Genomic DNA, 25240 nt, shown 5'->3' with positions numbered 1-25240 from the left:
GGGAGAGGGGGCGGATGATTTGGTGGTCAAATATCGTTTTCAGACGACCTCTGTTGGGCATCAGAGGGATTGGTCATCAGGTTTAGCAGCTCCTGCGGCGACAGCAGCAACTGATACGCCGCTACACCCAAAGCCGTCGCCATTTTTTCAATATTCGACAACGCAATGTTCCAGCGTTTGCGCTCCACAGCCGATACATAAGTCCTGTCCAAACCGCATTGCCGCGCCAGCTCTTCCTGAGACCAGCCTTTATTCACGCGGAAAAGCCGCATGTTGTACGCCAAGACCGCCCGTAAATCCTGCTCATCAGGCAGTTCGGCAGGCGGAGTCAATTTATTGCTCATGATTTTGTTTCCGGATAAATGGTTGAAGTTAAGAATTTGCTGTTACGGATTTTACTTCACATAAAAGCCAAAAAAAAGGGGTGGCAACAGCCACACCCAAACACACACACATCAAGAGGAAAGAGATAGAGAGTATTAAATCAAAGCAGATGTATCATCTACTGATCAGAAAATCTTGAGGACTTTGAGAAGTGTCGTCTCAGTTCCAATGTCGGCGATTATAAATGAAACTCAATTTGGAGCTTTGATTCAAATCAAGTAGTTATATATTTATAAAATATATTTTTTAAATAGATTATTTTAATAATAAAAAATAAAAAACCGCACCATTCGGTGCGGTTTTTTATTTCCACATAAGGAATTAGCGTTTTTTACCGGTAACGGTAGCAACCGCCAGGTTTTCGTTACGTTTCAGAGAAACGCTTTCTACACCTTCAGGCAGTTGGATGTCAGACAGGTGAAGGATGTCGCCGGCAACGACTTTAGTGCAGTCCAAATCCAAGTATGCAGGGATGTTGGCAGGCAAAGCAACCACTTCAACAGTAGTGTTCAACAGGGATACGCGACCGCCTTGCAGTTTCACGGCTTGAGAGTTTTCAGCGTTAACAATGTGCAGGGGAACACGGATGCGTACCGGTTGGTCGGCTTTAACGGCCTGGAAGTCGATATGTTGAACTTCGCGACGGAATGGGTGCATTTGGAAATCACGGACGATAACGTCTTTGGTTTCACCGTTCAGGGACAGTTTGATCAGTGCAGTGTGGAAAGATTCTTTTTCCAATGCGTAGAATACAGTTTTGTGATCCACAGCAATTGCAACGGGCTCTTGACCTTCACCGTACAAAATACCGGGGATTTGGCCTTCGCGACGCAGGCGGCGGCTCGCACCAGTGCCTTGTGCTTCACGAACAGAGGCTTGAATTTCATAAGTCATGTTAAATACTCCAAATTAAATAAAACTACCGTCATCGGCCGCGACCAGCTTAAGACGGCTTCGGGGTTATGGCAGCAACATGCTGCCTGTCATCACTTCTTCATTGAAAAGATATGAGACGGATTCTTCATTGCTGATGCGGCGGACCGTTTCAGCCAAAAGGCCGGCAATCGTCACTTGACGGATACGGTCGCATTGTTTGGCCGCTTCAGACAGAGGGATGGTGTCGGTAACGACAACTTGGTCGATTTCGGACGAGGCAATACGGCTGACTGCCTCTCCGGAGAATACGGCGTGGCTGGCATATGCCAAGACACGTTCTGCTCCGCGCTCTTTCAAAGCGACGGCAGCTTTACACAGCGTATTCGCAGTATCAATCATGTCATCCACAATCAGACAGGTACGGCCTTGAATATCGCCAATAATATTCATGACTTCCGCCACATTGGCTTTCGGGCGGCGTTTGTCGATAATTGCCAAATCGGCATTTAATGATTTTGCAACAGCACGGGCGCGGACTACACCGCCAATATCGGGGCTGACTACGGTCAGGTTTTCAATCCGCTGCTGTTTGATGTCATTCAACAGAATAGGAGTGGCGTAGATGTTGTCAACAGGGATATCAAAGAACCCCTGAATCTGGTCGGCATGCAAATCAACAGTCAAAACACGGTCGATACCTGCGGAATACAACATATTAGCCACCAGTTTGGCGGAAATCGGAACGCGCACAGAACGCGGACGGCGATCTTGGCGGGCATAGCCGAAATAAGGAATTGCCGCGGTAATACGACCGGCGGAAGCGCGTTTCAGCGCATCGGCCATCGTCAGGATTTCCATCAGGTTGTCATTGGTTGGGGCGCAGGTGGGCTGCAGGATAAAAACATCACGACCACGGACGTTTTCCATTAATTCGATGGCAATTTCGCCGTCTGAGAATTTGGATACGGAGGCTTCGCCTAACGAAATATCCAAGTGTTTGACAACGCGTTGCGCCAACTCCGGATTTGCGTTGCCGGTAAATACCATCAAACTGTCGTATGCGGCCATATTTTCACCTGTTTTTATGTTTAACTTCCGCTCAGAAAACGTCATGCTTCCCTCTGCTTTATGTCCAAGACATTATGGGCGTTATTATACGCATAATGACCGGCATAGTGAATTAAATTTGCGGCGTTGCATTACCGTTCCGTCTTTTTTCGCCCCAAATTTATCACGACAAAACAAAGTTTTTCAGCGTTGTCATTGATTCTTAACATAAAAGAGCGTGTAAGGAAACTTACACGCTCTTATTTGGCTGGGGAGGAAGGATTCGAACCTTCGCATGCTGGAATCAAAATCCAGTGTCTTAACCGCTTGACGACTCCCCAATAAAGGGTGTTGGCTGGGGAGGAAGGATTCGAACCTTCGCATGCTGGAATCAAAATCCAGTGTCTTAACCGCTTGACGACTCCCCAACAAAGGGATTTGGCTGGGGAGGAAGGATTCGAACCTTCGCATGCTGGAATCAAAATCCAGTGTCTTAACCGCTTGACGACTCCCCAACTTTATTAAATCATTTGAAACAAAGGATGAATGTCTAAACCTTCAACACAATATGCTTCATATGATTGTGAAACTTGTTGGTATATATTGTTTGCTTCTTGCTGACTATCCGTAGAGAGAAATACACATGCTCCAGATCCTGTCATTATTGCAGAACCGTATTTGGATAATTCACAATAAGCTTCCCAAACTTCAGGATATTCCTGAAAAACAACAGCCTGCATATCATTCCTGAATGGCTGCAAAGATTGGAAAGTCGGCATTATGCTTGGTTTGGAATTTCGTGTCAAGTTCCCATGCGAGAAAATTTTGGGAGTGGAAACATGAGCCTTGGGTTTGATGATGACATACCATTGCTTTGGTATGTCGATAGGGGATAATTGTTCGCCTATTCCTTTGGCAAAGGCATTTTTGCCGAAAAGGAAGAAGGGAATATCTGCACCCAGAGTCACACCTAAATCAATTAACTGTTGGCGGGATAATCGGCATTCCCACCAATGATTCAATACGGTGAGTGTGGTTGCTGCATCCGAACTGCCCCCTCCCAAGCCGGCGCCTGTCGGGATTTTTTTATCCAACCAAATTTCAACGCCTAATTTTGAGTTAGTGTGTTTTTGCAGTAAAGATGCGGCACGGTATGCCAGGTCTTGTTCCGGTGGAATATCGCCTGTCGGTGTGTGGAGTATGATAAGGTCGTCTGAACGTGGTTTCAGATAAACGGTATCGCATAAGTCAATCAGGCAGAAAATACTTTCTAGGTTGTGGTAGCCGTCTGCGCGTTTTCCAGTGATTCTGAGATCCAGGTTGAGTTTGGCAGGAGCTGGGAAGGCTTGTGCTTCGTTTGGAATCATTTTGTTTACGGTTGTGTTGCAAGATGGTTATTTTCTGGCGGCACATTGGGTTTGGGTGTTGCCCTCGGGATGATCGTCGAGGTTGTCAAATGCCAAGCGCAGAGTGAGTTTCGGGTTTTCCAATAAGAGGGTTTTGGGTTTGCCGTTGCTGTTGAGTGTGCGGGAAATTGTCCAGTCGAATTGTTGCAGGCGGCTGCCAGGGAGCAGTTGGTATGGTGCGTCGGCTACACGTTTTCCGCTTGCCCAAATGTGCAGGTATTGGATAGGGAGTTCGAATCCCAATAGGCGGTTGCTGAGTTCTTGTGCGGTAGCGGCTTCATATGTACGGCCTTTGTTATCGACAGCCAATACGCCTTGATTGTCTTGGCACAACTGCCCTACGGTGCTGCCGATTGGGGTGTTGATGTTGATGGTTTGGACTTGGTTTTGGTATGTCCAATCGAAGTTGGCGTAAGAGCCTTTGCCTTCGAGTTTGACGGCGATTCGTCCTTCGGCGGAAAAATCGTTGACTGTTTCAGCCGGTTGCCAACCATTTTGCTGCGGGAACTCGGGGCGGGCGCAGGCGGTGATGAGGAGGGTTAGGGCGGCTGCGGATAATATATTGGTCTGTTTCATGATAAATCCTGTGCAGGGGAAGGGTCGTCTGAAAAGTTTTCAGACGACCTGTTTTTATTTTGTTTTAGCGGAAGGGTGGTTTTTGCGCGGGGAAACGGGGATGTTAAATCGGCGCATGGTTTCTTTCAATAAACCGATGTCGCCTTCTTGTTTTAAACCTTCGGTCCAAACGGCTTTGGCATCTTCTTGCTTGCCGAGCTTCCACAAAACTTCGCCCAAATGCGAGGCGACTTCAGCGTCGGGATATTGTTCGAAGGCGTATTGCAGGTAGGGTAAGGCGGTTTCGGCATCGCCTTTCAGATAATATGCCCAACCGAGACTGTCGTTGATGGCGGGATTTTCCGGCTCAACCTGATACGCGGCCTGAATCAGTTTGAATGCTTCGTTTAAATCATATTTCGGGGAAGAAAGCATGATATAGCCTAGTGCATTCATGCCGCTGGTACTGTCGGGGGATATTTCCAACTGGCGGCGAAGGTCGGCAATAGCTTTGTCGCGCTCTCCAATTTTGTCGTAAACCATGGCGCGTTGATAGAGGATGTCGGGCAGCAGTTGGTTGGCATCAGGCTGTTTGGAAGCTTTTACCATGAGTGTATTCAACTCTGATAGTGCTTTTTTGGGGTTGTCATGTTTGGCGATGGCAAACAGGGAAACACGCTGTAATTCGCGCGCACCGAAAAAGCGTCCCTGCTGCTCGGGCAGTTTGAGCGCACGTTGTGCCAATTCCCACGCGGCTTTGCCGTTGCCTTGTTCGGCTTCGAGCGAAGCGCCGAGAACGGTTTTGTCGAAAATGTAATCCGCAGAATTGATTTTGCCGAGCCATTGTTTGGCCTTGACGTAATCTTTGGCATCGGCATAAGTCATGGCGCCGATCAGGGCGGCACGGCTTTGTTGTTGGCTTGTGCCGGATTGGTAGGCTTTTTCGAGGTAATGGTTGACAACGGATAAGTCATCTTTACGGCTGGAGGAGAGTATCGCAGCCTGGATAAACAAATCGGGCGAGGGATTGTCTTCCAGTAATGTTTTCAGACGACTGTATGCCTTGTCGGGGCGGTGGTTGGCAACCAGGTTGGTGATTTCAAGCTCCTGCCATACGGATGACAGTTTGCGCGTGTCGGTTTGTTCGAAGAATCCGTTGAGGATTTCCGGACTGCGTTGCGCCATTAGGCGCAAGGTGAGCATAGTCGGAGGCAGGATTTCCGAATCCAGTTTGGCGAGCCTTTGCAGGGCGGCAATGGCATTTTTTTTCTTGCCGTCGTATGCGCTGTAAATGGCATCTGCAATCGCCGCTTCAGGCATTTCAGGGTATTTGAGTGTTTCTTTATGAACTTGTGCCGAGGCCTTTTCTGCCAAATCAGGCTGCTGGACGGCGGTTTGGGCCAGAAGTAGGAAAATACGGCGGTTTTGTTCTTCGGTAGCGCCTGCAAGGACTTCATCCAAGCCGCTGAGGTGTTTGTCGTTTTTTTCGAGTAGAAGGTCGCGTAGCCAAGTCATGCGTTTTTGCGCTGCACCCGGAACAGGTTCGATTTCCCGCCATTTTTGATAAATCAATTCGGCCTGTTCAAATGCATTGAGTGAAACCGCCATTTCCAATGCGCGTTCTGCTACGTCGGGTGATTTTGTGCGGTCGAGCATATGCATATAGGTGCCCAAAGCCATACCAGCATCCCCTTTTTGCAAAGCTATCTCGCCGCCTAAAAGCGTGAAAACTTTCCAAGCGCGATCGTTTGCAGCAATCAAGCGCTCTTGTTCGGCGAGCCTTGCTTCAGGCGTACGGCGGTTTTTTTTCTGAATGGTTTGGGATTGGATTTTAACTTCTGGTACAGATTCTTGTTTGGCGGCGATGGTTTGGGCAGAAAAAAGCAGCATGACGGCGGCTGTCAGTGTGCGGATATGGGACGGAGACAAAAACATGATAAGCCTTTATTCAAAAAAACGGACTGAAGCGCAGATAATCCGTCGTGAAAACAGCCGATACTTTATCACAAGCGCTTGTCTTTGTAGATTCGTGAGCTTTAAGCAACCGTAAACCTAATGTAATATTCTTTTTTCAGACGACCTATCAATCATTATTTTCGGAGTCTGTATATGGAGATGAGGCAGAACGATCTTGTGGATTTTTTCGGGCAGGCATTTCGTTATGCCAGCATAGCGCAAGAGGAACGAAACCGTTTTGTCCGGCAGGAAGGTAAAACAGCCGCCGTTTTGCTGGCAGTCGTTCGGCGGGAAGGGCGGTGGCAAATTGTGCTGACGCGTCGCGCCGACACCCTGCGACACCATACCGGGCAGATTGCTTTTGCCGGTGGCAGGTCAGACGAAGGGGATAAAGACTTTATTGTGACGGCATTGCGTGAAACTGAAGAGGAGACGGGGATTGCATCGCATTTTTGGCAGGTTTTTCCACCGTTGCCGCCTTATTACACGCCGTCCGGTTATGAAGTGCATCCGGTTTTGGCACTCTGTCCGGAAAATCCGCCAACTTGCGTCAATAGTGGGGAAGTGGCTGAAATCTTTTACTTGCCATTGGATTTTGCATTAGATATGGACAACTATAGCAGCCGCAGCTTCATCTATGAAGGCAATATGATCGCTACGCCTGTTTTGCCGTATTTGCATTACGATATTTGGGGATTAACTGCACTGATATTGTATGGGTTGGCAGAACGTTACCAGTATTATTGTGTCGATCGGAAGGGTATAAAGTGAAAGTACGGATACAGGATTTTGCTGTGCTTTACGGTTGAGGTTGTTACAGTGAAATTATGTCATGATACAATTAACACATTGATGATTATTACAAAATCATTTTTTGTTTGATAATGTGGTCTGGGAATGAAGTCAATGAATTATTGTGCGCCCGGATAGCTGGTACTTTGAAATATAAAGTAAGAGGAAAGTTTATGAGACCGATTAAAAAAGCCGTTTTCCCCGTAGCCGGTATGGGTACGCGCTTTCTGCCTGCCACCAAAGCCAGTCCGAAAGAAATGCTGCCTATCGTCGATAAGCCGTTGATTCAATATGCGGTAGAAGAAGCAGTAGAAGCCGGTTGCACAGAAATGGTGTTCATTACAGGCCGCAACAAACGCAGTATCGAAGACCATTTCGACAAAGCCTACGAGCTGGAAACCGAGCTGGAAATGCGTCAAAAAGACAAGCTGCTGGAACACGTCAAAGACATCTTGCCTTCTAACATTACCTGCCTTTACATTCGTCAAGCCGAGGCTTTGGGTTTAGGACACGCCGTATTGTGTGCTCGTGCCGCAGTGGGCGACGAACCCTTTGCCGTTATTCTCGCCGACGACCTGATTGACGCGCCCAAAGGCGCGCTCAAGCAAATGGTCGATATCTACAATCAAAGCGGCAACAGCGTTTTGGGCGTGGAAACCGTTGATCCGTCACAAACCGGCTCTTACGGCATTGTAGAAGTGGAAAAATTAAACAGCTTTCAACGGATTACCAATATTGTAGAGAAACCGAAACCTGAAGAAGCACCGTCCAATCTTGCCGTTGTCGGCCGTTATATCCTGACTCCTCGCATTTTCAGCCTTCTGGAAAACCTGCCGCGCGGTGCAGGCAACGAAATCCAACTGACCGACGGCATTGCCCGCCTGTTGGATCACGAGTTCGTTCTCGCACATGCCTTCGACGGCAAACGCTACGACTGCGGCAGCAAACTGGGTTATCTCGAAGCTACCGTTGCCTACGGCTTGAAACATCCGGAAACCGGCGTGCAGTTCCGCGAACTCTTAAAACAATATTCTTAAGCCTGATCTAGTCTTGAAAAGATAAGGTCGTCTGAAAGAGTCTCTTGATTTCTTTTCAGACGACCTTTCCTATTGCAGTGATATAATCCGTTTTCTCTTTTAAATTCAGACATATTATGGACAATACATCCGAAGAAACCATGCGTCTTTCCAAGCGTATGGCGCAATTAGGCTTATGCTCGCGCCGCGAGGCAGACAGCTACATCGAGCAAGGCTGGGTCAAGGTCAACGGGCAAACCGCCGTACTCGGTCAGAAAGTAACCGAACGCGACCGCATCGACCTCAACCGGCAGGCGCATGAAAGACAGGCAGAGCGCGTTACCATCCTGCTCAACAAGCCCGTCGGCTACGTCAGCGCGCAGGCGGAAAAAGGCTACAAATCCGCTGCCGAGCTGATTACTGCGGACAACCGTTGGGAAGGCGACGACAGCCGCATTCCGTTCAGCGAAAAACACAAATTCGGCTTGGCGCCCGCCGGCAGGCTGGACATCGATTCCGTCGGGTTGCTGGTGTTGACGCAGGACGGCCGCATCGCCAAGCAGCTTATCGGCGAAAACAGCGGCAGCGAAAAAGAATATCTCGTGCGCGTGCGCGGCAAATTGGACGAAAAAGGACTTGCCTTGCTCAACCACGGATTGAGTTTGGACGGAGAGAAACTGCGTCCCGCCAAAGTAGAATGGCAAAACGAAGACCAGTTGCGTTTCGTGTTGAAACAAGGCAAAAAGCGGCAAATCCGCCGTATGTGCGAACTCGTCGGTTTGCGCGTCGTCGGGCTGAAGCGGATTCGGATGGGTAAAGTCAAACTGGGCAAACTGCCGCCCGGCAAATGGCGTTATCTGCGGGCGGATGAATCGTTTTAAATGTCGTAAGCCTGATGTTTGCAGTAAGATAAGGTCGTCTGAAAACTGGTAGGTTGCATTTCAGACGACCTTATTCTTGGGGATGCCAATTATTTATTTTGTAATAAAGGAGGAACTTTTCGTATTAAATGGATGATTTAGGTAAGTTGGGTATGTGGTAGAAGAGTGGTGTTTTTAGAGTGATTTCTTATTGATTTTTAAGTATTTTATTTTAGATGTTTGTATTGTATTTTCTAGAATCATTCCCAGACTTCCAAATAGCACCCTGTTTAATTTTTGTCATAAATGTTTAAATTTAATCATCATTCTTGAAAATTAGCTTATAATAGGCAAGTTTCCGTTGAAACAGTTACAAAAATTTTAATAAGGTAACGGCAAAGTCTGAAAAGGGATGCGAGGTTTGTCCGGGTTTGCCATAGAATTTAAATTACCTACATGAAGATAAGACGTTTTCTCCTACATTTTCTCAACCGTCACGCCGTTGCCCGCATTTTGGTATACGGCAAGCTGATGCGCATCGACAAGCCTATCGGCACGTTGTTGCTGCTTTGGCCGACCTATTGGGCGTTATGGGTTGCTTCGGAAGGGATTCCTGAAGCGGATATTTTTTGGGCGTTTACCGCCGGTACGTTCTTTATGCGCAGCGCAGGCTGCGTGATCAACGACTTTGCCGACCGCGATTTTGACGGTTCGGTCGAGCGCACGAAAAACCGCCCCTTTGCCCGCGGGCTGGTTTCTAAAACCGAAGCGATTTTGCTGACGGTCATCCTCTGCCTGCTTGCCGCCCTCTGCATGACGCCGCTGAACCTGTTGACTTGGGTGATGAGCGTTCCCGCGCTGTTTTTGGCGATGACTTACCCCTTTACCAAACGGTTTTTCCCGCTGCCGCAGTTTTATTTGGGGCTGGCGTTTTCTTTCGGGATTCCGATGGCGTTTGCTGCCGTCCGCAGTGGCGTACCTTCTACGGCGTGGCTGATGTTTACCGCCAATGCTTTGTGGACGCTTGCCTACGACACGATTTATGCGATGTCGGACAAGGAAGACGATTTGAAAATCGGGATTAAAACTTCGGCCATCACGTTCGGCGATCACGATATTTCCGCTTCTATGCTCTGCCATTTTTGGTTTACCGCGCTGATGGCGGTGTTGGGCGTGAAAATCGGCGCGACATGGCCGTACTGGATCATGCTGCCTGCGGTGGTGTGGCTGCAAATCGGTCAATACCATGCCATTAAAACGCGTGACCGCCAAACTTGTTTTAAAGTGTTTTTGGATAACAACTATATCGGTCTGCTGTGGTTTTTGGGTCTGGCGGGGCATTATTTGTGGGCTTTGGCTGCCACGCGGTTGTAAGGTAATAAAATGGTTAACACGTCGTCTGAAAAGGTTTTCAGACGACGTTTTGCTTTTGGGGCAGGGCGGGTTGACGATGGTGGCGGGGTTTTATCTGGTATCCAAACCCGCGGTAAACCACTTGCCGCCGTTTTCAGACGACCTTGTGTATGAGTTAAGAAATATCAAAGAAGCAGCATTTCTTGTTAGCAATCTGAGTGTAAATTGCGTGTTCAGGATTGAGGTTTGTACAGACAGTCGGTACAATTCCATTTCATTTTGCCACATCAAAAGAGATTTCTATGAGCCTTATCGGCGAAATTTTGCCTTTGTCCCATATCGTTTTAGACTTGGAAGTCGGCAGCAAAAAACGCTTGTTTGAAGAAGCGGGCCTGCTGCTTGAACATGAAGCAGAATTACCTCACGGCGATGTCTTCGACTGCCTGTTTGCCCGCGAAAAGCTGGGTTCGACCGGCCTGGGGCAGGGCGTCGCTATCCCGCACGGCCGTCATGCCTGCGTGAAAAAAGCCACCGGCGCGTTTATCCGCACGAAAGAACCGGTCGCTTTCGATGCGCCCGACGGCAAACCCGTATCCCTGATTTTCACGTTGTTGGTGCCGGAAAATGCGACCGGCGAGCATTTGGAAGTCTTGTCCAAACTGGCGGGCAGGTTCTCGCAAAAAGCCGTCCGTGAAGCCTTGATGTCCGCAACCTCTGCCGAGGAGGTGCGCAAACTTCTGGCAGAAGAGTAAAGAATGCCCAGTATATCCGTCCGCCGCCTGTTTTCCGACAATCAGCACAAGCTCCAACTTGCTTGGGCGGCAGGCAATTCGGGTGCGGACAACCGCATCGGAGTAGAGGCCGACAAACCCGTTTTGGCGTTGGTCGGCCATTTGAATTTTATCCATCCCAATCAAATCCAAGTCGTCGGTGTTGCCGAAGCCGAATATCTCAAACGCCTCGAATCGGGTGAATTGAATTACGATTTCGGTGAACTCTTCGATATCCCCATGTCGCTGGTCATCGTTGCCAACGGTCTGGCGGTTTCGCCCAAATTGCGCGACTACTGCCATAAAAACGACATCCCGCTGCTGACCTCCAAGCTCGAAAGCCCGTATTTGATGGACGTGTTGCGGATTTATCTGCAACGCACGCTGGCAACTTCCATCGTCAAACACGGCGTATTCCTCGATGTATTTGAAGTCGGCGTGTTGATTACCGGTCATTCCGGCTTGGGTAAAAGCGAATTGGCGTTGGAATTGATTTCGCGCGGACACAGCCTGATCGCCGATGATGCGGTCGAGCTTTTCCGTACCGGCCCCGAAACGCTCGAAGGCCGCTGCCCGCCGATGTTGCGTGATTTCCTTGAAGTGCGCGGTTTGGGCATACTCAACATCCGCCACATTTTCGGCGAAACCTCCATCCGTCCGAAAAAAATCCTCCAATTGATTATCAACCTGGTCGCTGCCGACGACGATTATATGAAGCAGCTCGACCGCTTGAGCATACGCACGGAAACCGAGTCCATCCTCAACGTCAACGTCCGTTCCGTCACCCTGCCTGTCGCCGTGGGCCGCAACCTTGCCGTATTGGTTGAAGCGGCAGTGCGCAACTACATCCTCCAGTTGCGCGGCAAAGACAGTACCAAAGAATTCCTCGAACGCCATCAAACACAACTCAAAGAAAACGAACAAAACCATGAAAATCGTCCTGATTAGCGGATTGTCCGGCTCGGGCAAGTCCGTTGCCCTCAAACAGCTTGAAGACCTCGGCTATTTCTGCGTGGACAACCTGCCGCTGGAAATGCTGCCTTCGCTGGTGCTGCACCATATCGAGCGCGCCGATGAAACCAAACTCGGCGTGAGCGTCGATGTCCGCTCCGGCATCAACATTCAGGAAGCGCAGGAGCAAATCCAATACCTGCGCGATGAAGGCCATCAGGTCGAAGTATTGTTTGTGGAGGCAGAAGAAAGCGTGCTGGTGCGCCGTTTTTCCGAAACGCGGCGCGGCCATCCGCTGTCGGGACTGAACCTTACCCTGCTGGAAAGCCTGCAAAAAGAGCGCGAATGGCTGTTCCCGCTCAAAGACATCGCCTACTGCATCGATACATCCAAAATGAACGCGCAGCAGCTGCGTTACGCCGTTCAACAATGGCTCAACATCGAGCGCAGGGGGCTTTTGGTTATCCTCGAGTCTTTCGGCTTCAAATACGGCGTGCCGAACAACGCCGATTTCATGTTCGATATGCGCAGCCTGCCCAATCCCTATTACGATCCCGAGCTGCGCCCCTACACCGGCATGGACGCCCCCATTCAAGCGTATCTCGACCAGCAGCCCCTGGTGCAGGAAATGGTGGACGACATCGACCACTTTATGAACCACTGGCTCCCGCGCCTGCAAAAAGAAAGCCGCAGCTACGTTACCATCGCCATCGGCTGTACCGGCGGGCAACACCGTTCCGTCTATGTCGTCGAAAAACTCGCCCAACGCCTGCAAGGACATTACGAACTGCTGGTCCGCCACAGACAGGCGCAAAACCTGTCCGGACGCTGATTCCCCTTTTCAGACGACCTTTTCGATATTTAGTGGATTAAATTTAAATCAGGACAAGGCGACGAAGCCGCAGACAGTACAAATAGTACGGCAAGGCGAGGCAACGCCGTACTGGTTTAAATTTAATCCACTATAAAAGGAGAAACCCATGAAACACATCCTCACCCTCGCACTCGCCTGCACACTCGCCGCCTGCGCCACCGAAGTCCCCGCCTACCGCTGGCACCGCACCGGCGCAAGCGAAGCCGAAGTTTCCCGCCAAATCAACGTTTGCAAATCACAAGCGCAACACGACGCCAAACACGGAGGCGAATCCAAATCCCTTGAACAATGTATGGACGAAGCCGGCTACTACCGCTACGAACACGGCAACCTCTAAACCTTGAGCGCCCCAAACCAAAAGGTCGTCTGAAAAACCGCGAAGGCTTTCAGACGACCTTTGCACAGAAAACGGACAAACCTCAGGTCGTCTGAAAACACCGCCGAACCACTTTTCAGACGACCCACCGCAAATCATACAGAAAGAACAAAACATGGCAATCCAATGGTTTCCCGGCCACATGAACAAAGCAAAAAAAGCCATCGCCGAGCGCGCCAAAAGCGTCGACATGGTGATTGAAATGCTGGACGCACGTATGCCCGCCTCCAGCGAAAACCCCCTGCTAGCCCAGCTTTCCAAAGGCAAGCCCAAACTCAAAATCCTCAACAAACAAGACCTTGCCGACCCCGAACGCACCAAAATCTGGCTCGAACACTACAACAGCCGCCTCGACACCCGCGCCATCGCCCTCGATTCCTCCGAAACCGGCGTGCACGGCAAAATCACCCAAGCCTGCCGCGCCATGATTCCCCACCGCCAAGGCATAGAAAAACCCCTGCGCGTCCTCATCTGCGGCATCCCCAACGTCGGCAAATCCACCCTCATCAACGGCATGATAGGCAAAAAATCCGCCAAAACCGGCAACGAACCCGGTATTACCAAAGCCGAACAACGCCTCTTCCTCGCCGACGACTTCTGGCTCTACGACACCCCTGGAATGCTGTGGCCGAAAATCATCGTCGAAGAAGGCGGCTACAACCTCGCTGCCGGCGGCGCAGTCGGACGCAATGCGCTGGACGAAGAAGAAGTCGCCCTCGAGCTCCTAGACTACCTCCGCCGCCACTACCTCGCCATGTTGCAAGAACGCTACCAAGCCGACAAAGATCCCAGCAGCCACTGGGACGACAACTCATGGCTCGAATGGATAGCCAAAAAACGCGGCGCAGTCCTCAGCGGCGGACGGATCAACTACCAAAAAGCCGCCGAGAACATCCTCACCGACTTCCGCGAAGGTAAAATCGGCAGAATCACCCTCGAAACGCCGAACCAATGGGAAACATGGCTCAAAAAAGCCCGTCAAAAAGAAGCCGAACTCAAAGCCATTCGCGAAGCCAGAAAAGCGGAACGCAAAGGGCAGAAGCCCGCGGACGAGTAGGGCGGTATGGTGGGCTAAAATAGAAAATATCCGTGTCTCCATTTCCGCATAGGAATGAATTCAAGCATCGAACGCTATATAATTTGCTACAAAAAGGTCGTCTGAAACCCGAAACTGATTTTCAGACGACCTGTTCCAAATATTCACAATCAACAAGAAAACCAAAAAATGACCGAAACTCAATCCCTAGAACTCGCCAAAGCGTTGATTTCCCGCCCGTCCGTTACCCCCGACGACCGAGATTGCCAAAAACTGCTTGCCGAACGCCTACACAAAATCGGTTTTGCGGCTGAAGAACTCCATTTCGGCGACACCAAAAACATCTGGTTGCGACGCGGCACGCAGGCTCCCGTCGTCTGTTTTGCAGGACATACCGACGTCGTGCCGACAGGTCCTGTTGAAAAATGGGATTCGCCCCCGTTCGAGCCGACCGAGCGCGACGGAAGATTATACGGGCGCGGCGCGGCGGACATGAAAACCAGCATCGCCTGTTTCGTTACCGCCTGCGAACGCTTTGTTGCCGAACATCCCGATCACCAAGGCAGCATTGCGCTTCTGATTACTTCCGACGAAGAGGGCGACGCGCTGGACGGTACGACCAAAGTCGTCGATGTGTTGAAAGCGCGCGACGAGCTTATCGACTACTGCATCGTCGGCGAGCCGACCGCCGTGGACAAATTGGGCGATATGATTAAAAACGGCCGGCGCGGCTCGCTGTCGGGCAACCTGACCGTCAAAGGCAAGCAAGGACATATTGCCTATCCGCATTTGGCAATCAATCCCGTGCATACTTTTGCCCCGGCCTTGTTAGAGCTGACGCAGGAAGTCTGGGACGAAGGCAACGAATACTTCCCGCCGACCAGCTTTCAAATTTCCAATATCAACGGCGGCACAGGCGCGACCAATGTCATTCCGGGCGAGCTGAACGTCAAATTCAATTTCCGCTTCTCCACCGAGTCCACCGAAGCAGGGCTGAAACAACGCGTCCACGCCATTTTGGACAAACACGGCGTGCAATACGATTTGCAGTGGTCGTGTTCGGGGCAGCCCTTTCTGACCCATGCAGGCAAACTGACCGACGTGGCACGCGCAGCCATCGCCGAAACCTGCGGCGTAGAGACCGAATTGTCCACCACCGGCGGCACTTCGGACGGACGCTTCATTAAAGCCATTGCGAAAGAACTCATCGAATTAGGCCCGTCCAATGCCACCATCCACCAAATCAACGAAAACGTGCGGCTGGACGATATTCCGAAGCTGTCGGCGGTGTATGAGGGGATATTGGCGCGGTTGTTGGCTGAAAAGGCCGTCTGAAAAGAAAATGGGCTGTCGGATATGGATGTCCGACAATTTGATTAGACCTAACGTGAGTTTGAGATAACGCATTGATTTTTATGTAGAACGATTTATTTGAACGGCAATCCATTCCCTCTCCCGTGGGAGAGGGTTAGGGAGAGGGCATTAGGGTGGCAACGGAAATATTGTCTGTATCTGCCCCGTTTTACCCTCTCCCCAACCCTCCCCCACAGGGGAGGGAGCCAAGTTGCAGGCACACCGACGGAATTTGGCTTCGCATCAACTGCCTTATTTCGAACGCACGTCAAACTTAAATTTGCAAGGTCGTCTGAAATCTTTAATTCCTTTCCCTGAGGCTTTAGAAATATCGAATATTTAGGAATTGCCGCAACCCAACCCTCAAGATTTCCGTCGTAGCCCGTTCCTGCATCGGCGTGCGGGAATGGCGAAAATTGGGGATTTTGCCGTCAAATCCATGATAGAGATACGGAGCAAACGAATGATTACCCTGCCTTCCTTAAACAACCTGCCGTCAAAATGGGATGAAATCCGCCATTGGCTCGAAACCCAAGTTTTTGAGTGTGAAGTCATGCCGTATCCCAATCTGACGGAACACGAAGCCAAACAGTTCGAGCAGGATTTTATCGACCGTATCGGCTGCGCGCCTGAAGAATATGTCCGTATCCGCCGTGCCATCCGTCTCTTGGAAGCGCGTTATCCTGATAGCTCGAACGAACTGACCGCCGCCGCCATTGTCACGCCTTTGGGCGAGATGCTGGCGGTGTTCGGCGGTAAAGGCTTGTGTTTGCTGGAGTTTGTCGGGCAGAAACATATGGAGCAGGAAATTACTGCCGTCCAAAAAGCCTTGCGCGGACGGTTTGTGTTTCGGGAAGATGAGCGAACGCAACTTCTGCGGCAGGAATTGGACTTATACTTCAAGGGTCGTCTGAAAACCTTTGCCACGTCCTTGGAGCAGATTGGCACTGAATTTCAAAAGCAGGCATGGGATGCGCTCTTGGCGATTCCTTACGGCGAAACGCGCAGCTACAAGGAGCAGGCGCAGCGTTTGGGCAATCCCAAAGCCGTCCGCGCCGTTGCCGCCGCCAACGGGCAGAACAAAGTGTCCATCCTGATTCCCTGCCACCGCGTCATCGGCAGTGACGGCAAGCTGACCGGCTACGCAGGCGGCCTGAACCGCAAACAATCGCTGCTTGCTTTGGAACGCGGCGAAGTTCAGACGACCTTGTTTTGATTTTGAGGTAACAACGTCGATTGAAATTACCGGATTCGAAAATCCGACCTGACTATAGTGGATTAAATTTAAATCAGGACAAGGCGACGAAGCCGCAGACAGTACAGATAGTACGGCAAGGCGAGGCAACGCCGTACTGGTTTAAAGTTAATCCACTATAAAATAGAGCAGCGGCAGATTGCTCATCAATACCCGACCTGCCGGAAAGGAGAAATACGAATATGAACCTGAAAAACCGCCATTTCCTGAAACTTTTGGATTTCACGCCCGAAGAAATCACCGCCTACCTCGACCTTGCCGCCGAGTTGAAAGCCGCCAAAAAGGCAGGGCACGAAGTGCAGCGGATGAAAGGGAAGAACATCGCCCTGATTTTTGAAAAAACATCGACCCGCACCCGCTGCGCGTTTGAAGTCGCCGCACGTGACCAAGGGGCGGGGGTGACTTATCTGGAGCCGTCCGCCAGCCAAATCAGGCATAAGGAAAGCATCAAAGACACTGCCCGCGTGTTGGGCAGGATGTACGACGGCATCGAATATCGCGGCTTCGGGCAGGACGTGGTCGAAGAATTGGCGAAATACGCCGGCGTGCCCGTGTTCAACGGCTTGACCAACGAGTTCCACCCCACCCAAATGCTCGCCGACGCGCTGACCATGCGCGAACACAGCGGCAAACCCTTGAACCAAACCGCGTTTGCCTACGTCGGCGACGCGCGTTACAACATGGCAAACTCGCTGCTGGTGTTGGGCGCGAAGCTCGGCATGGACGTGCGTATCGGCGCACCGAAAACCTTGTGGCCGTCTGAAAACATCGTCGCCCGCGCCCGCGCCGTCGCCGAAGAAACCGGCGGAAAGATTTTGCTGACCGAAAACGCGGAAGAAGCTGTCAAAGGCGTCGATTTTATCCATACCGACGTGTGGGTCAGCATGGGTGAGCCGAAAGAAGCGTGGCAGGAACGCATTGATTTATTGAAAGATTACCGCGTTACTCCCGAGCTGATGGCGGTATCGGGCAACCCGCAGGTCAAATTCATGCACTGCCTGCCCGCCTTCCACAACCGCGAAACCAAAGTCGGCGAATGGATTTACGAAACCTTCGGCTTAAACGGCGTGGAAGTAACGGAAGAAGTGTTCGAAAGCTCCGCCAGCATCGTGTTCGACCAAGCGGAAAACCGGATGCACACGATTAAAGCGGTAATGGTGGCGGCGCTGGGGGATTGACGGCTAACGGCAGTGCTATATCAAAAAAATGATTAAATCAGTCATATAATAAATCTGAATAACAGGCACTTACACTCCCTTCCCTCGAAGGCAGGAATCTAGACTTCTATTTTGGGCGAATGTACAGAGATTGTTGCGATTCCAAACTTTTAGATTTCCACAAAACAAAAGTCGTCTGAAAACAAGCATGATTGTTTTTCAGACGACCTTCAAACCGCTTCCTAAATTGTCCAACCAAGAAACAGGAGAAACCAAATGGAAGAAACATTTGTCCAAACGCTGACCATCGCCGGCTCGGATTCCGGCGGCGGGGCGGGGATACAGGCGGATTTGAAGACGTTTCAGATGCGCGGCGTGTTCGGCACCAGCGTGCTGACAGCCGTGACCGCGCAAAATACGCTCGGCGTATCGGCGGTGCATCTGATTCCGACCGACATCATCACTGCTCAAATCGAAGCCGTCCGCTCCGATTTTGAAATCCGCGCCTATAAAATCGGGATGCTGGGTACGGCGGAAGTGATTGAATGCGTTGCCGAAAATCTGAAAAAATGCTGTTTCGGCAAGCGCGTCCTTGATCCGGTGATGATTGCCAAAGGCGGCGCGCCGCTGTTGCAGGACTCCGCCGTTGAAGCGATGAAACGTCTGCTTCTGCCTGATACCGACATTCTGACGCCGAACCTGCCCGAAGCGGAAACCTTGACGGGCGTGCGCATTGAAAACCGCCAAGACGCGGAACGCGCTGCCAAAATCCTGCAAGATTGCGGTGTGAAAAACGTGGTGATTAAAGGCGGGCATTTGGGCGACAGCCGCAGCGAATACTGCACAGACTGGCTGTTTACGCCGGATGATGTGTTTGAATTTACCGACCGCCGCTTCCCGACGGCGCATACGCACGGTACAGGCTGCACGTTCTCCGCCTGTATCGCCGCCGAGCTGGCAAAAGGTTTCGAGACACTCGAAGCCGTGCAAACCGCCAAAAAATACATTACCGAGGCGATTCGCAACCCTTTGAACATCGGCGCGGGACACGGTCCGGTCAATCATTGGGCTTATCGGGATTGAGGGATATGGAAAGGTCGTCTGAAAACAGAAAATCCGTTTTCAGACGACCTTTTGTTGTGGCATCCGTTGATGGCAAACATCAAGCCGGATTCATGAAGCTTTCGATTTCTTGTAAGGAAATGTCGGGCGTCGCGCCGTGTCTGGAGGCGACTAGGGCGCCGAGAGCGCAGGCGAAAGTGATGGCTTCTTGAGGCTCGGCATTGTTGAGCAGTTTGTAAGTCAGTCCTGCCAAGAAGCTGTCGCCGGAGCCGACGGTATCGGCGACTTTGATGCGGAAGCCGCAGTGGCGGTAGAGTTCGCCGTCTTTGTATAAAATCGCGCCGTGTCCGCCTAAAGTGACGCAGATGGTTTGTGCGCCGGTCAAGCGGTTGAGGTAGGCGATGTTTTGTTCGATGCTGTGGTAGGGAGAGCCGTAAACTGCGGACAGTTCGTACAATTCGTCGTCATTGAGCTTGAGCATATCCGCACGCTTCATGGTGGCGAGCAGGCGGTCGGTGTCGTAGTGGGGTTTGCGCAGATTGACGTCGAAGATTTTGAATTTGGCTTTTTCCATCAGTTTGTCTAATGCCGCACGGGAAATCTCGTCGCGGGTGGCAAGGCTGCCGAACACGAAGGCATCGGATTCGGCGACACGCTGCAAGGCGGCATCTTCGACGATGATGCGGTCCCACGCGCAGGGATATACGATTTCGTATGACGCGCTGCCGCATTTGTCCAAGATGACTTTGACAAGGCTGGTATCGCATTCTTTGCACACTTGCAGCAGGTCGGTATTGACGTTTTTCGCTTGGATTTGGCGCAGCAGCTCTTCGCCGTCGGCATCATCGCCGCGGCGGCTGATGATGGCGGTATCGACCCCGAAGGATTGCAAACGGACCAAAACGTTCAGCGGCGCACCGCCCAACACTTTGCCGCTTGGAAAATCGTCCCACAACACTTCGCCGAAACTGGTTACTTTCATTTTAGACCTTCCTTGCTTTGAGTTGATTGGATGGAACTGCTGCGCTGCGTACGGCTTACCTATCATGTATTTGTAGTAAAACTCCAATACTTAGGCGCGTAAGTATTATGTTTTAAAATCTACCGACTGACAAGCAATCGTAGGCTTATCCGTCAGGAAGTTTGATTCATCACAATATTGCGTTACAGGCGGCCTGATTCGGCAAATTAGCAGGGTTTATTTTTCTTTCATTTTATAAGTGCTTTGGGAAGGGGATATGCTGATTTTTGAAATTTAAATACAAATCGGCAGAATATGTTTGAACAGACGGGCTATATATTCCAATTTTCTTCATTTCATTACGATATTTAAAAACCCTCTCTTTAAGCCTATAATGTGGTCGTTAAAAATACCGAAAGGTCGTCTGAAAACGTGAATATCCATTTTCAGACGACCTTCATTAACGGAAAGAACAAATCATGCGTCCATTAAATGCCCGAATCCGCTTGGACAATCTGCGCCACAATTACCAAACCCTGAAACAGATTCACGGCGGCAAGATGCTTGCCGTCATTAAAGCAGACGCTTACGGACACGGCGCGGTACGGTGCGCCCACGCATTGTCTGACCTTGCCGACGGGTTTGCCGTCGCCACCGTGGACGAAGCCGTCGAATTGCGCGAGAGCGGCATTACCAATCCCATCGTTTTGCTTGAAGGCGTGTTTGAAGCATCGGAATACGCCACCGTTGATAAATACAATTTGTGGCCGGGCGTCGGCAGCCAGTGGCAACTCGAAGCCTTAATCGCCCATCATTGGCAAAATCCCGTCAAAGTCTGGCTCAAAATGGATTCCGGTATGCACCGCGCCGGCTTCTTCCCGCACAATTACACTTCCGCCTACACCGCCCTGAAACAGTGCAAACACGTTGACAGCATCGTCAAATTCAGCCATTTTGCCTGCGCTGACGAACCCGACAACGGCATGACCGAAATGCAGCTTGAAGCCTTTGATTTGGCGTGTGAAGGCTTGGAAGGCGAAGAAAGCCTCGCCAACTCCGCCGCCATCTTGAACGTTCCCGAAGCGCGCCGCGATTGGGGGCGTGCCGGACTGGCGCTTTACGGCATTTCTCCGTTCGGCGGCGTGGACGAACGCCTGAAACCCGTCATGCGCCTGACTTCCCGCGTATTCGGCGAACGCGTCCTGCAACCTCATTCTCCTATCGGCTACGGCGCGACGTTTTATACCAGCAAATCTACACGCGTCGGCCTAATTGCCTGCGGTTACGCCGACGGCTATCCGCGCCGAGCCTCGACCAACTCGCCCGTTGCCGTCGAAGGCAAACGCAGCCGCATCATCGGCAGGGTGTCAATGGACATGATCACCGTCGAACTCGATGCTTCCAAAGAAGGTTTGGGTGCGGAAGTCGAATTGTGGGGCGACATTGTTAATATCAACGAAGTCGCCGAAGCCGCCGGTATGATTCCGTATGAAATCCTTTGCAACGTCAAACGCGCAAAGTTTACCTATTCGGAGTGATTTAGGCGGCGGTTTGAACTGAAGGTCGTCTGAAAACAAAGTTAACGGTTTCGTTAAATGGTTTTCAGACGACCTTATTCATAAGGCTTTTTGAAAATCCAAATATTTTAAGAGTGGCCGTCATTCCCGCGCAGGCGGGAATCCAGAACATATAGTCGATTAACTTTAAACCAGTACGGTGTTGCCTCGCCTTGCCGTACTATCTGTACTGTCTGCGGCTTCGTCGCCTTGTCCTGATTTAAATTTAATCCACTATAAAATTTAGGAAACTTTTTCTTTGACGATTTCTGCACGGATAAATCTGGATTCCCACCTGCGCGGGAATGACGGCAGACGGAATATCAGGTTCGGGCAATGCAAAATTGTCAACAATCCAAGTCATATTATTCTAAAGCGGTGCTATAATTTCCCAAATCAATTTTTCAGACGACCCCTACAAGGACCCTGACTTATGAACAATTCAGTCATCACCGTCATCGGCAAAGACCGCGTCGGCATCGTGTACGACGTTTCCAGAATTTTGGCGGAAAACCAAATCAACATCCTCAATATCAGCCAGCAGCTGATGGACGATTTCTTCACCATGATTATCTTAGTGGATACCTCGAAATGCCCCAAATCGCGGCAAGAAATGCTGGATTTGTTTGCGGAAGAGAGCAAAAAACTCGCGCTCGACATCCGCATGCAAAACGAAGAAATCTTCCAAGCCATGCATCGCATTTGATTTTAGGAACTCTAAAATTATGTCAAAAAATAAAATTAGTTTTAATGTAGCTGAAGAGAAATCTGCACGGCTGGCTGTTTTAATTGATGCTGATAATGCGTCAGCGCAAACCATTGATGCGATTTTAGAAGAAACAACTAAATTCGGTGAAGCAATGGTAAAACGCATCTATGGCAACTTTGTTGGTGACAACGGTAAATGGAAAGCTGTCATTAATGAGCATGCTATCAAACCTATGCAGCAATTCGCCTACACCACAGGTAAAAATGCCACTGACGGTTTTATGATTATTGATGCGATGGATTTACTCTATACCGGCCGTTTTGATGGTTTTTGTTTGGTATCTAGTGATAGTGACTTTACTGCACTGGCTATCCGGTTGAAGGAACAAGGTGTAACAGTTTACGGTTTCGGCAAAAAGCAAACGCCTGAAGCTTTCCGTAATGCGTGCAGCCAATTTATCTATGTAGAAAACTTGATGCCTGAACCCGCACAAAAAGAAACAGTAACCGATAAACCACAGAAACCAACAGAGAAACAGATTCAAACAGTCTCTCCCGAAAATGCTCAAGCTCAACCGAAAATTGCCGAACAACTTGAGAACAAACTACCGTTGGAGACTATACATAAAATTTTCGAACATGCGGATAGTGAATGGATGGCTATGACTGCATTCGGTGCCACTTGGAAACGCTTGCAGGTAGATTTTGACCCACGTAATTACGGTTGTAAGAAATTTACCGATTTAGTAAAAAAATATTCTGATGTGTTTGATTACGAGATGCGAAAAACTGCTGAAGGCACGCAAGAGCATATGTATGTCAAGCTTAAAGTCTAATCGAAGGTCGTCTGAAAATATTTTTCAGACGACCTGCAAGAAAGGCCGAATCCCATGAACAATTTCCACAGTAATGAGATACTTGAAACCGTCAAAATGGTTGCCGACCAGCATTTCGACGTCCGCACCATTACCATAGGCATTGATTTGCACGACTGTATCAGCACCGACATCGATGTGTTGAACCAAAACATTTACAACAAAATCACCACCATCGGCAAAGATTTGGTCGCTACGGCGAAACACCTTTCCGCCAAATACGGCGTGCCGATTGTGAATCAGCGTATTTCCGTCACGCCGATTGCCCAAATCGCGGCGGCAACCAAAGCCGATTCTTACGTCAGCGTGGCGCAGACTTTGGACAAGGCAGCCAAAGCCATCGGCGTGTCTTTTATCGGCGGTTTTTCCGCGCTGGTACAAAAAGGCATGTCGCCTTCAGACGAGGTGTTAATCCGCTCCATTCCCGAAGCGATGAAGACTACCGACATCGTGTGCAGCTCCATCAATATCGGCAGCACGCGCGCCGGTATCAATATGGATGCGGTCAGACTGGCGGGCGAAACCATCAAACGCACGGCTGAAATCACGCCCGAAGGTTTCGGCTGCGCTAAAATCGTCGTGTTCTGCAATGCGGTGGAAGACAATCCGTTTATGGCGGGCGCGTTTCACGGGTCGGGCGAAGCGGACGCCGTTATCAACGTCGGCGTATCGGGACCGGGCGTGGTCAAAGCCGCGCTGGAAAATTCGGACGCGGTCAGCCTGACCGAAGTCGCCGAAGTCGTGAAGAAAACCGCCTTCAAAATCACCCGCGTGGGCGAACTCATCGGCCGCGAAGCCTCGAAAATACTGGGCATCCCGTTCGGTATTCTTGATTTGTCGCTGGCACCGACCCCCGCTGTCGGCGACTCGGTGGCGCGCATCCTTGAAGAAATGGGTTTAAGCGTCTGCGGTACGCACGGCACGACGGCTGCCTTGGCATTGCTGAACGATGCCGTGAAAAAAGGCGGCATGATGGCTTCCAGCGCGGTCGGCGGTTTGAGCGGCGCGTTTATTCCCGTTTCCGAAGACGAAGGCATGATTGCCGCCGCCGAAGCAGGCGTGCTGACGTTGGACAAACTCGAAGCGATGACCGCCGTCTGCTCGGTCGGGCTGGACATGATTGCCGTTCCCGGCGACACGCCCGCGCACACGATTTCCGGCATCATCGCCGACGAAGCCGCCATCGGTATGATCAACAGCAAAACCACCGCCGTGCGCATCATTCCGGTAACGGGCAAAACCGTCGGCGACAGTGTTGAGTTCGGCGGCCTGCTGGGCTACGCGCCCGTGATGCCGGTCAAAGAAGGTTCGTGCGAAGTGTTCGTCAATCGCGGCGGCAGGATTCCCGCGCCGGTTCAGTCGATGAAGAACTGATTGCCTGACCATGAAAAAGGTCGTCTGAAAACAAGCTTTGCGAGTTTTCAGACGACCTTCTCTATCCTTGCGCCTATATTTATCCGTAAAAAATGTTTACAATATGAAAATGCGCCTGTTTCTCAGGCATTTTTGCGATAGAAAGGCAATCATGCAAGTTACATCAAAATGGATAGACGGAATGTGCTTTGTCGGCACGACCGAAAACGGACACAGCGTCGTTATGGAAGGCGCGGCGGCGGAAGGGCAGGTGAAACGCGGCCCCAGCCCGATGGAAATGCTGCTTTTGGGCGTGGCGGGCTGCTCCAGCATCGATGTCGTGATGATTGCCGAGAAACAGCGTCAAAAGGTAGTGGACTGCCAAGCGACGGTTACCGCGAAGCGCGCCGACGATGCCCCGCGCGTATTTACCGAAATCCATATCCATTTTAAAGTTATCGGACACAATTTGACCGAATCCGCCATCGAGCGCGCCGTGCAGATGTCCGCCGAAAAATATTGTTCCGCTTCGATTATGCTGGGCAAGGCTGCAAAAATCACCCACAGTTTTGAAACCGTCGAAGCAGAGTAATTTTTCAGACGACCCCGTATCCTTGAGGTCGTCTGAAAAGCGTTTAGAGGCGGAATATTGTTAAAGCGTGAATAAAGGCCGCCCGACAAAAAAGCAGATATATTCACGCTACACTA

The 25240-nt window shown here is 50.6% G+C and carries 27 protein-coding genes and 3 tRNA genes; 19 read left to right on the top strand and 11 right to left on the bottom strand.

The features are described from left to right. Window positions 1–26: 26 nt before the first annotated feature. The 9 genes from NM96_07420 to NM96_07380 all read right to left on the bottom strand — a co-directional run bounded on the left by NM96_07420 (window position 27) and on the right by NM96_07380 (window position 6203). Window positions 27–344, bottom strand: a complete 318-nt coding sequence (locus tag NM96_07420; protein AVR79181.1) for an XRE family transcriptional regulator — start codon at window positions 342–344, stop codon at window positions 27–29. 361 nt (window positions 345–705) lie between these two features. Continuing rightward, a complete protein-coding gene (locus NM96_07415) occupies window positions 706–1278 on the bottom strand; it encodes a 50S ribosomal protein L25 (protein ID AVR79180.1) in 573 nt (190 codons plus the stop codon). Between the two features lie 66 nt (window positions 1279–1344). Beyond that, a complete protein-coding gene (locus NM96_07410; GenBank protein ID AVR79179.1) occupies window positions 1345–2328 on the bottom strand; it encodes a ribose-phosphate pyrophosphokinase in 984 nt (327 codons plus the stop codon). Window positions 2329–2572: 244 nt separating this feature from the next. Then, window positions 2573–2648, bottom strand: a tRNA-Gln gene (locus NM96_07405). 11 nt (window positions 2649–2659) lie between these two features. Continuing rightward, window positions 2660–2735, bottom strand: a tRNA-Gln gene (locus NM96_07400). An 11-nt stretch (window positions 2736–2746) separates the two neighbouring features. Further along, a tRNA-Gln gene (locus NM96_07395) sits at window positions 2747–2822 on the bottom strand. Window positions 2823–2828: 6 nt separating this feature from the next. Next, window positions 2829–3674 (bottom strand): 4-(cytidine 5'-diphospho)-2-C-methyl-D-erythritol kinase, encoded by an 846-nt coding sequence (locus tag NM96_07390; protein AVR79178.1) that lies wholly within the window; start codon window positions 3672–3674, stop codon window positions 2829–2831. A gap of 27 nt (window positions 3675–3701) precedes the next feature. After that, window positions 3702–4289 carry an outer membrane lipoprotein LolB gene (gene lolB / locus NM96_07385; GenBank protein ID AVR79177.1) on the bottom strand — a complete coding sequence of 196 codons (588 nt, stop codon included), beginning with the start codon at window positions 4287–4289 and terminating at the stop codon, window positions 3702–3704. 54 nt (window positions 4290–4343) lie between these two features. After that, window positions 4344–6203: a hypothetical protein gene (locus NM96_07380; GenBank protein AVR79176.1), complete on the bottom strand. Its 1860-nt coding sequence runs from the start codon at window positions 6201–6203 to the stop codon at window positions 4344–4346. 180 nt (window positions 6204–6383) lie between these two features. Between NM96_07380 and NM96_07375 the strand changes: the two genes are divergently transcribed. The 14 genes from NM96_07375 (at window position 6384) to thiD (ending at window position 19100) form a co-directional block, all read left to right on the top strand. Beyond that, window positions 6384–6995 (top strand): CoA pyrophosphatase, encoded by a 612-nt coding sequence (locus tag NM96_07375; protein AVR80295.1) that lies wholly within the window; start codon window positions 6384–6386, stop codon window positions 6993–6995. A 194-nt stretch (window positions 6996–7189) separates the two neighbouring features. Further along, the gene (gene galU / locus NM96_07370; GenBank protein ID AVR79175.1) at window positions 7190–8053 is read left to right on the top strand and encodes a UTP--glucose-1-phosphate uridylyltransferase; all 864 of its coding nucleotides are present in this window, start codon (window positions 7190–7192) and stop codon (window positions 8051–8053) included. A gap of 116 nt (window positions 8054–8169) precedes the next feature. Further along, entirely contained in the window at window positions 8170–8913 is a 744-nt protein-coding gene (locus NM96_07365; GenBank protein AVR79174.1) for an rRNA pseudouridine synthase, read from the top strand. 435 nt (window positions 8914–9348) lie between these two features. Further along, entirely contained in the window at window positions 9349–10266 is a 918-nt protein-coding gene (locus tag NM96_07360; protein ID AVR79173.1) for a 4-hydroxybenzoate octaprenyltransferase, read from the top strand. A gap of 281 nt (window positions 10267–10547) precedes the next feature. After that, window positions 10548–10997, top strand: coding sequence for a PTS IIA-like nitrogen-regulatory protein PtsN (gene ptsN / locus NM96_07355; protein AVR79172.1), 450 nt, complete (start codon window positions 10548–10550; stop codon window positions 10995–10997). A gap of 3 nt (window positions 10998–11000) precedes the next feature. Next, complete coding sequence (locus NM96_07350) at window positions 11001–11963, top strand: HPr kinase/phosphorylase (protein ID AVR79171.1); 963 nt, start codon at window positions 11001–11003, stop codon at window positions 11961–11963. After that, window positions 11944–12798 carry an RNase adapter RapZ gene (locus tag NM96_07345; GenBank protein AVR79170.1) on the top strand — a complete coding sequence of 285 codons (855 nt, stop codon included), beginning with the start codon at window positions 11944–11946 and terminating at the stop codon, window positions 12796–12798. Before NM96_07350 ends, NM96_07345 begins: the two co-directional genes overlap by 20 nt. Beyond that, complete coding sequence (locus NM96_07340) at window positions 12710–12934, top strand: transposase (protein ID AVR79169.1); 225 nt, start codon at window positions 12710–12712, stop codon at window positions 12932–12934. The genes NM96_07345 and NM96_07340 overlap by 89 nt, the downstream gene beginning before the upstream one ends. Window positions 12935–12946: 12 nt before the next feature. Then, window positions 12947–13177 (top strand): protocatechuate 3,4-dioxygenase, encoded by a 231-nt coding sequence (locus NM96_07335; protein ID AVR79168.1) that lies wholly within the window; start codon window positions 12947–12949, stop codon window positions 13175–13177. A gap of 154 nt (window positions 13178–13331) precedes the next feature. After that, window positions 13332–14273 carry a ribosome biogenesis GTPase YlqF gene (locus NM96_07330; protein ID AVR79167.1) on the top strand — a complete coding sequence of 314 codons (942 nt, stop codon included), beginning with the start codon at window positions 13332–13334 and terminating at the stop codon, window positions 14271–14273. 168 nt (window positions 14274–14441) lie between these two features. After that, window positions 14442–15587, top strand: coding sequence for a succinyl-diaminopimelate desuccinylase (dapE, locus tag NM96_07325; GenBank protein ID AVR79166.1), 1146 nt, complete (start codon window positions 14442–14444; stop codon window positions 15585–15587). 424 nt (window positions 15588–16011) lie between these two features. Continuing rightward, the gene (locus NM96_07320; protein ID AVR79165.1) at window positions 16012–16821 is read left to right on the top strand and encodes a methylated-DNA--[protein]-cysteine S-methyltransferase; all 810 of its coding nucleotides are present in this window, start codon (window positions 16012–16014) and stop codon (window positions 16819–16821) included. A 221-nt stretch (window positions 16822–17042) separates the two neighbouring features. Beyond that, complete coding sequence (argF, locus tag NM96_07315) at window positions 17043–18038, top strand: ornithine carbamoyltransferase (protein ID AVR79164.1); 996 nt, start codon at window positions 17043–17045, stop codon at window positions 18036–18038. Between the two features lie 255 nt (window positions 18039–18293). Continuing rightward, window positions 18294–19100 (top strand): bifunctional hydroxymethylpyrimidine kinase/phosphomethylpyrimidine kinase, encoded by an 807-nt coding sequence (gene thiD, locus NM96_07310; GenBank protein AVR79163.1) that lies wholly within the window; start codon window positions 18294–18296, stop codon window positions 19098–19100. 79 nt (window positions 19101–19179) lie between these two features. Here the strand turns inward: thiD and NM96_07305 are convergent, their stop codons facing one another. Further along, window positions 19180–20061, bottom strand: a complete 882-nt coding sequence (locus NM96_07305) for a carbohydrate kinase (GenBank protein ID AVR79162.1) — start codon at window positions 20059–20061, stop codon at window positions 19180–19182. A 458-nt stretch (window positions 20062–20519) separates the two neighbouring features. Here NM96_07305 and alr point away from each other — a divergent pair, with 458 nt between their 5' ends. Then, the gene (alr, locus tag NM96_07300; GenBank protein AVR79161.1) at window positions 20520–21578 is read left to right on the top strand and encodes an alanine racemase; all 1059 of its coding nucleotides are present in this window, start codon (window positions 20520–20522) and stop codon (window positions 21576–21578) included. 107 nt (window positions 21579–21685) lie between these two features. Here the strand turns inward: alr and NM96_07295 are convergent, their stop codons facing one another. After that, window positions 21686–21871 carry a hypothetical protein gene (locus tag NM96_07295; GenBank protein AVR79160.1) on the bottom strand — a complete coding sequence of 62 codons (186 nt, stop codon included), beginning with the start codon at window positions 21869–21871 and terminating at the stop codon, window positions 21686–21688. A 158-nt stretch (window positions 21872–22029) separates the two neighbouring features. On the opposite strand from NM96_07295, the gene NM96_07290 reads away from it, so the two are divergent. The 4 genes from NM96_07290 (at window position 22030) to NM96_07275 (ending at window position 25124) form a co-directional block, all read left to right on the top strand. Further along, a complete protein-coding gene (locus tag NM96_07290) occupies window positions 22030–22302 on the top strand; it encodes an ACT domain-containing protein (GenBank protein AVR79159.1) in 273 nt (90 codons plus the stop codon). Between the two features lie 19 nt (window positions 22303–22321). Next, window positions 22322–23140 (top strand): NYN domain-containing protein, encoded by an 819-nt coding sequence (locus NM96_07285; protein ID AVR79158.1) that lies wholly within the window; start codon window positions 22322–22324, stop codon window positions 23138–23140. A gap of 54 nt (window positions 23141–23194) precedes the next feature. Further along, window positions 23195–24553: a hypothetical protein gene (locus tag NM96_07280; GenBank protein ID AVR79157.1), complete on the top strand. Its 1359-nt coding sequence runs from the start codon at window positions 23195–23197 to the stop codon at window positions 24551–24553. A 151-nt stretch (window positions 24554–24704) separates the two neighbouring features. Continuing rightward, a complete protein-coding gene (locus NM96_07275; GenBank protein ID AVR79156.1) occupies window positions 24705–25124 on the top strand; it encodes an OsmC family protein in 420 nt (139 codons plus the stop codon). Window positions 25125–25240 lie beyond the last annotated feature (116 nt).

The sequence above is a fragment of the Neisseria mucosa genome (genome assembly GCA_003028315.1).
Taxonomy (GTDB): domain Bacteria; phylum Pseudomonadota; class Gammaproteobacteria; order Burkholderiales; family Neisseriaceae; genus Neisseria; species Neisseria mucosa.
The sequence above is the reverse complement of the archived record's forward strand: the minus strand, read 5'-3'. Positions and strand labels throughout refer to the sequence as shown.

Bases quoted from the DNA above. Each gene is read 5' to 3' on its own strand.
- NM96_07420 (AVR79181.1), bottom strand. From the start codon at position 344: ATGAGCAATAAATTGACTCCGCCTGCCGAACTGCCTGATGAGCAGGAT.
- NM96_07415 (AVR79180.1), bottom strand. From the start codon at position 1,278: ATGACTTATGAAATTCAAGCCTCTGTTCGTGAAGCACAAGGCACTGGT.
- NM96_07410 (AVR79179.1), bottom strand. From the start codon at position 2,328: ATGGCCGCATACGACAGTTTGATGGTATTTACCGGCAACGCAAATCCG.
- NM96_07390 (AVR79178.1), bottom strand. From the start codon at position 3,674: ATGATTCCAAACGAAGCACAAGCCTTCCCAGCTCCTGCCAAACTCAAC.
- lolB (AVR79177.1), bottom strand. From the start codon at position 4,289: ATGAAACAGACCAATATATTATCCGCAGCCGCCCTAACCCTCCTCATC.
- NM96_07380 (AVR79176.1), bottom strand. From the start codon at position 6,203: ATGTTTTTGTCTCCGTCCCATATCCGCACACTGACAGCCGCCGTCATG.
- NM96_07375 (AVR80295.1), top strand. From the start codon at position 6,384: ATGAGGCAGAACGATCTTGTGGATTTTTTCGGGCAGGCATTTCGTTAT.
- galU (AVR79175.1), top strand. From the start codon at position 7,190: ATGAGACCGATTAAAAAAGCCGTTTTCCCCGTAGCCGGTATGGGTACG.
- NM96_07365 (AVR79174.1), top strand. From the start codon at position 8,170: ATGGACAATACATCCGAAGAAACCATGCGTCTTTCCAAGCGTATGGCG.
- NM96_07360 (AVR79173.1), top strand. From the start codon at position 9,349: ATGAAGATAAGACGTTTTCTCCTACATTTTCTCAACCGTCACGCCGTT.
- ptsN (AVR79172.1), top strand. From the start codon at position 10,548: ATGAGCCTTATCGGCGAAATTTTGCCTTTGTCCCATATCGTTTTAGAC.
- NM96_07350 (AVR79171.1), top strand. From the start codon at position 11,001: ATGCCCAGTATATCCGTCCGCCGCCTGTTTTCCGACAATCAGCACAAG.
- NM96_07345 (AVR79170.1), top strand. From the start codon at position 11,944: ATGAAAATCGTCCTGATTAGCGGATTGTCCGGCTCGGGCAAGTCCGTT.
- NM96_07340 (AVR79169.1), top strand. From the start codon at position 12,710: ATGTCGTCGAAAAACTCGCCCAACGCCTGCAAGGACATTACGAACTGC.
- NM96_07335 (AVR79168.1), top strand. From the start codon at position 12,947: ATGAAACACATCCTCACCCTCGCACTCGCCTGCACACTCGCCGCCTGC.
- NM96_07330 (AVR79167.1), top strand. From the start codon at position 13,332: ATGGCAATCCAATGGTTTCCCGGCCACATGAACAAAGCAAAAAAAGCC.
- dapE (AVR79166.1), top strand. From the start codon at position 14,442: ATGACCGAAACTCAATCCCTAGAACTCGCCAAAGCGTTGATTTCCCGC.
- NM96_07320 (AVR79165.1), top strand. From the start codon at position 16,012: ATGGCGAAAATTGGGGATTTTGCCGTCAAATCCATGATAGAGATACGG.
- argF (AVR79164.1), top strand. From the start codon at position 17,043: ATGAACCTGAAAAACCGCCATTTCCTGAAACTTTTGGATTTCACGCCC.
- thiD (AVR79163.1), top strand. From the start codon at position 18,294: ATGGAAGAAACATTTGTCCAAACGCTGACCATCGCCGGCTCGGATTCC.
- NM96_07305 (AVR79162.1), bottom strand. From the start codon at position 20,061: ATGAAAGTAACCAGTTTCGGCGAAGTGTTGTGGGACGATTTTCCAAGC.
- alr (AVR79161.1), top strand. From the start codon at position 20,520: ATGCGTCCATTAAATGCCCGAATCCGCTTGGACAATCTGCGCCACAAT.
- NM96_07290 (AVR79159.1), top strand. From the start codon at position 22,030: ATGAACAATTCAGTCATCACCGTCATCGGCAAAGACCGCGTCGGCATC.
- NM96_07285 (AVR79158.1), top strand. From the start codon at position 22,322: ATGTCAAAAAATAAAATTAGTTTTAATGTAGCTGAAGAGAAATCTGCA.
- NM96_07280 (AVR79157.1), top strand. From the start codon at position 23,195: ATGAACAATTTCCACAGTAATGAGATACTTGAAACCGTCAAAATGGTT.
- NM96_07275 (AVR79156.1), top strand. From the start codon at position 24,705: ATGCAAGTTACATCAAAATGGATAGACGGAATGTGCTTTGTCGGCACG.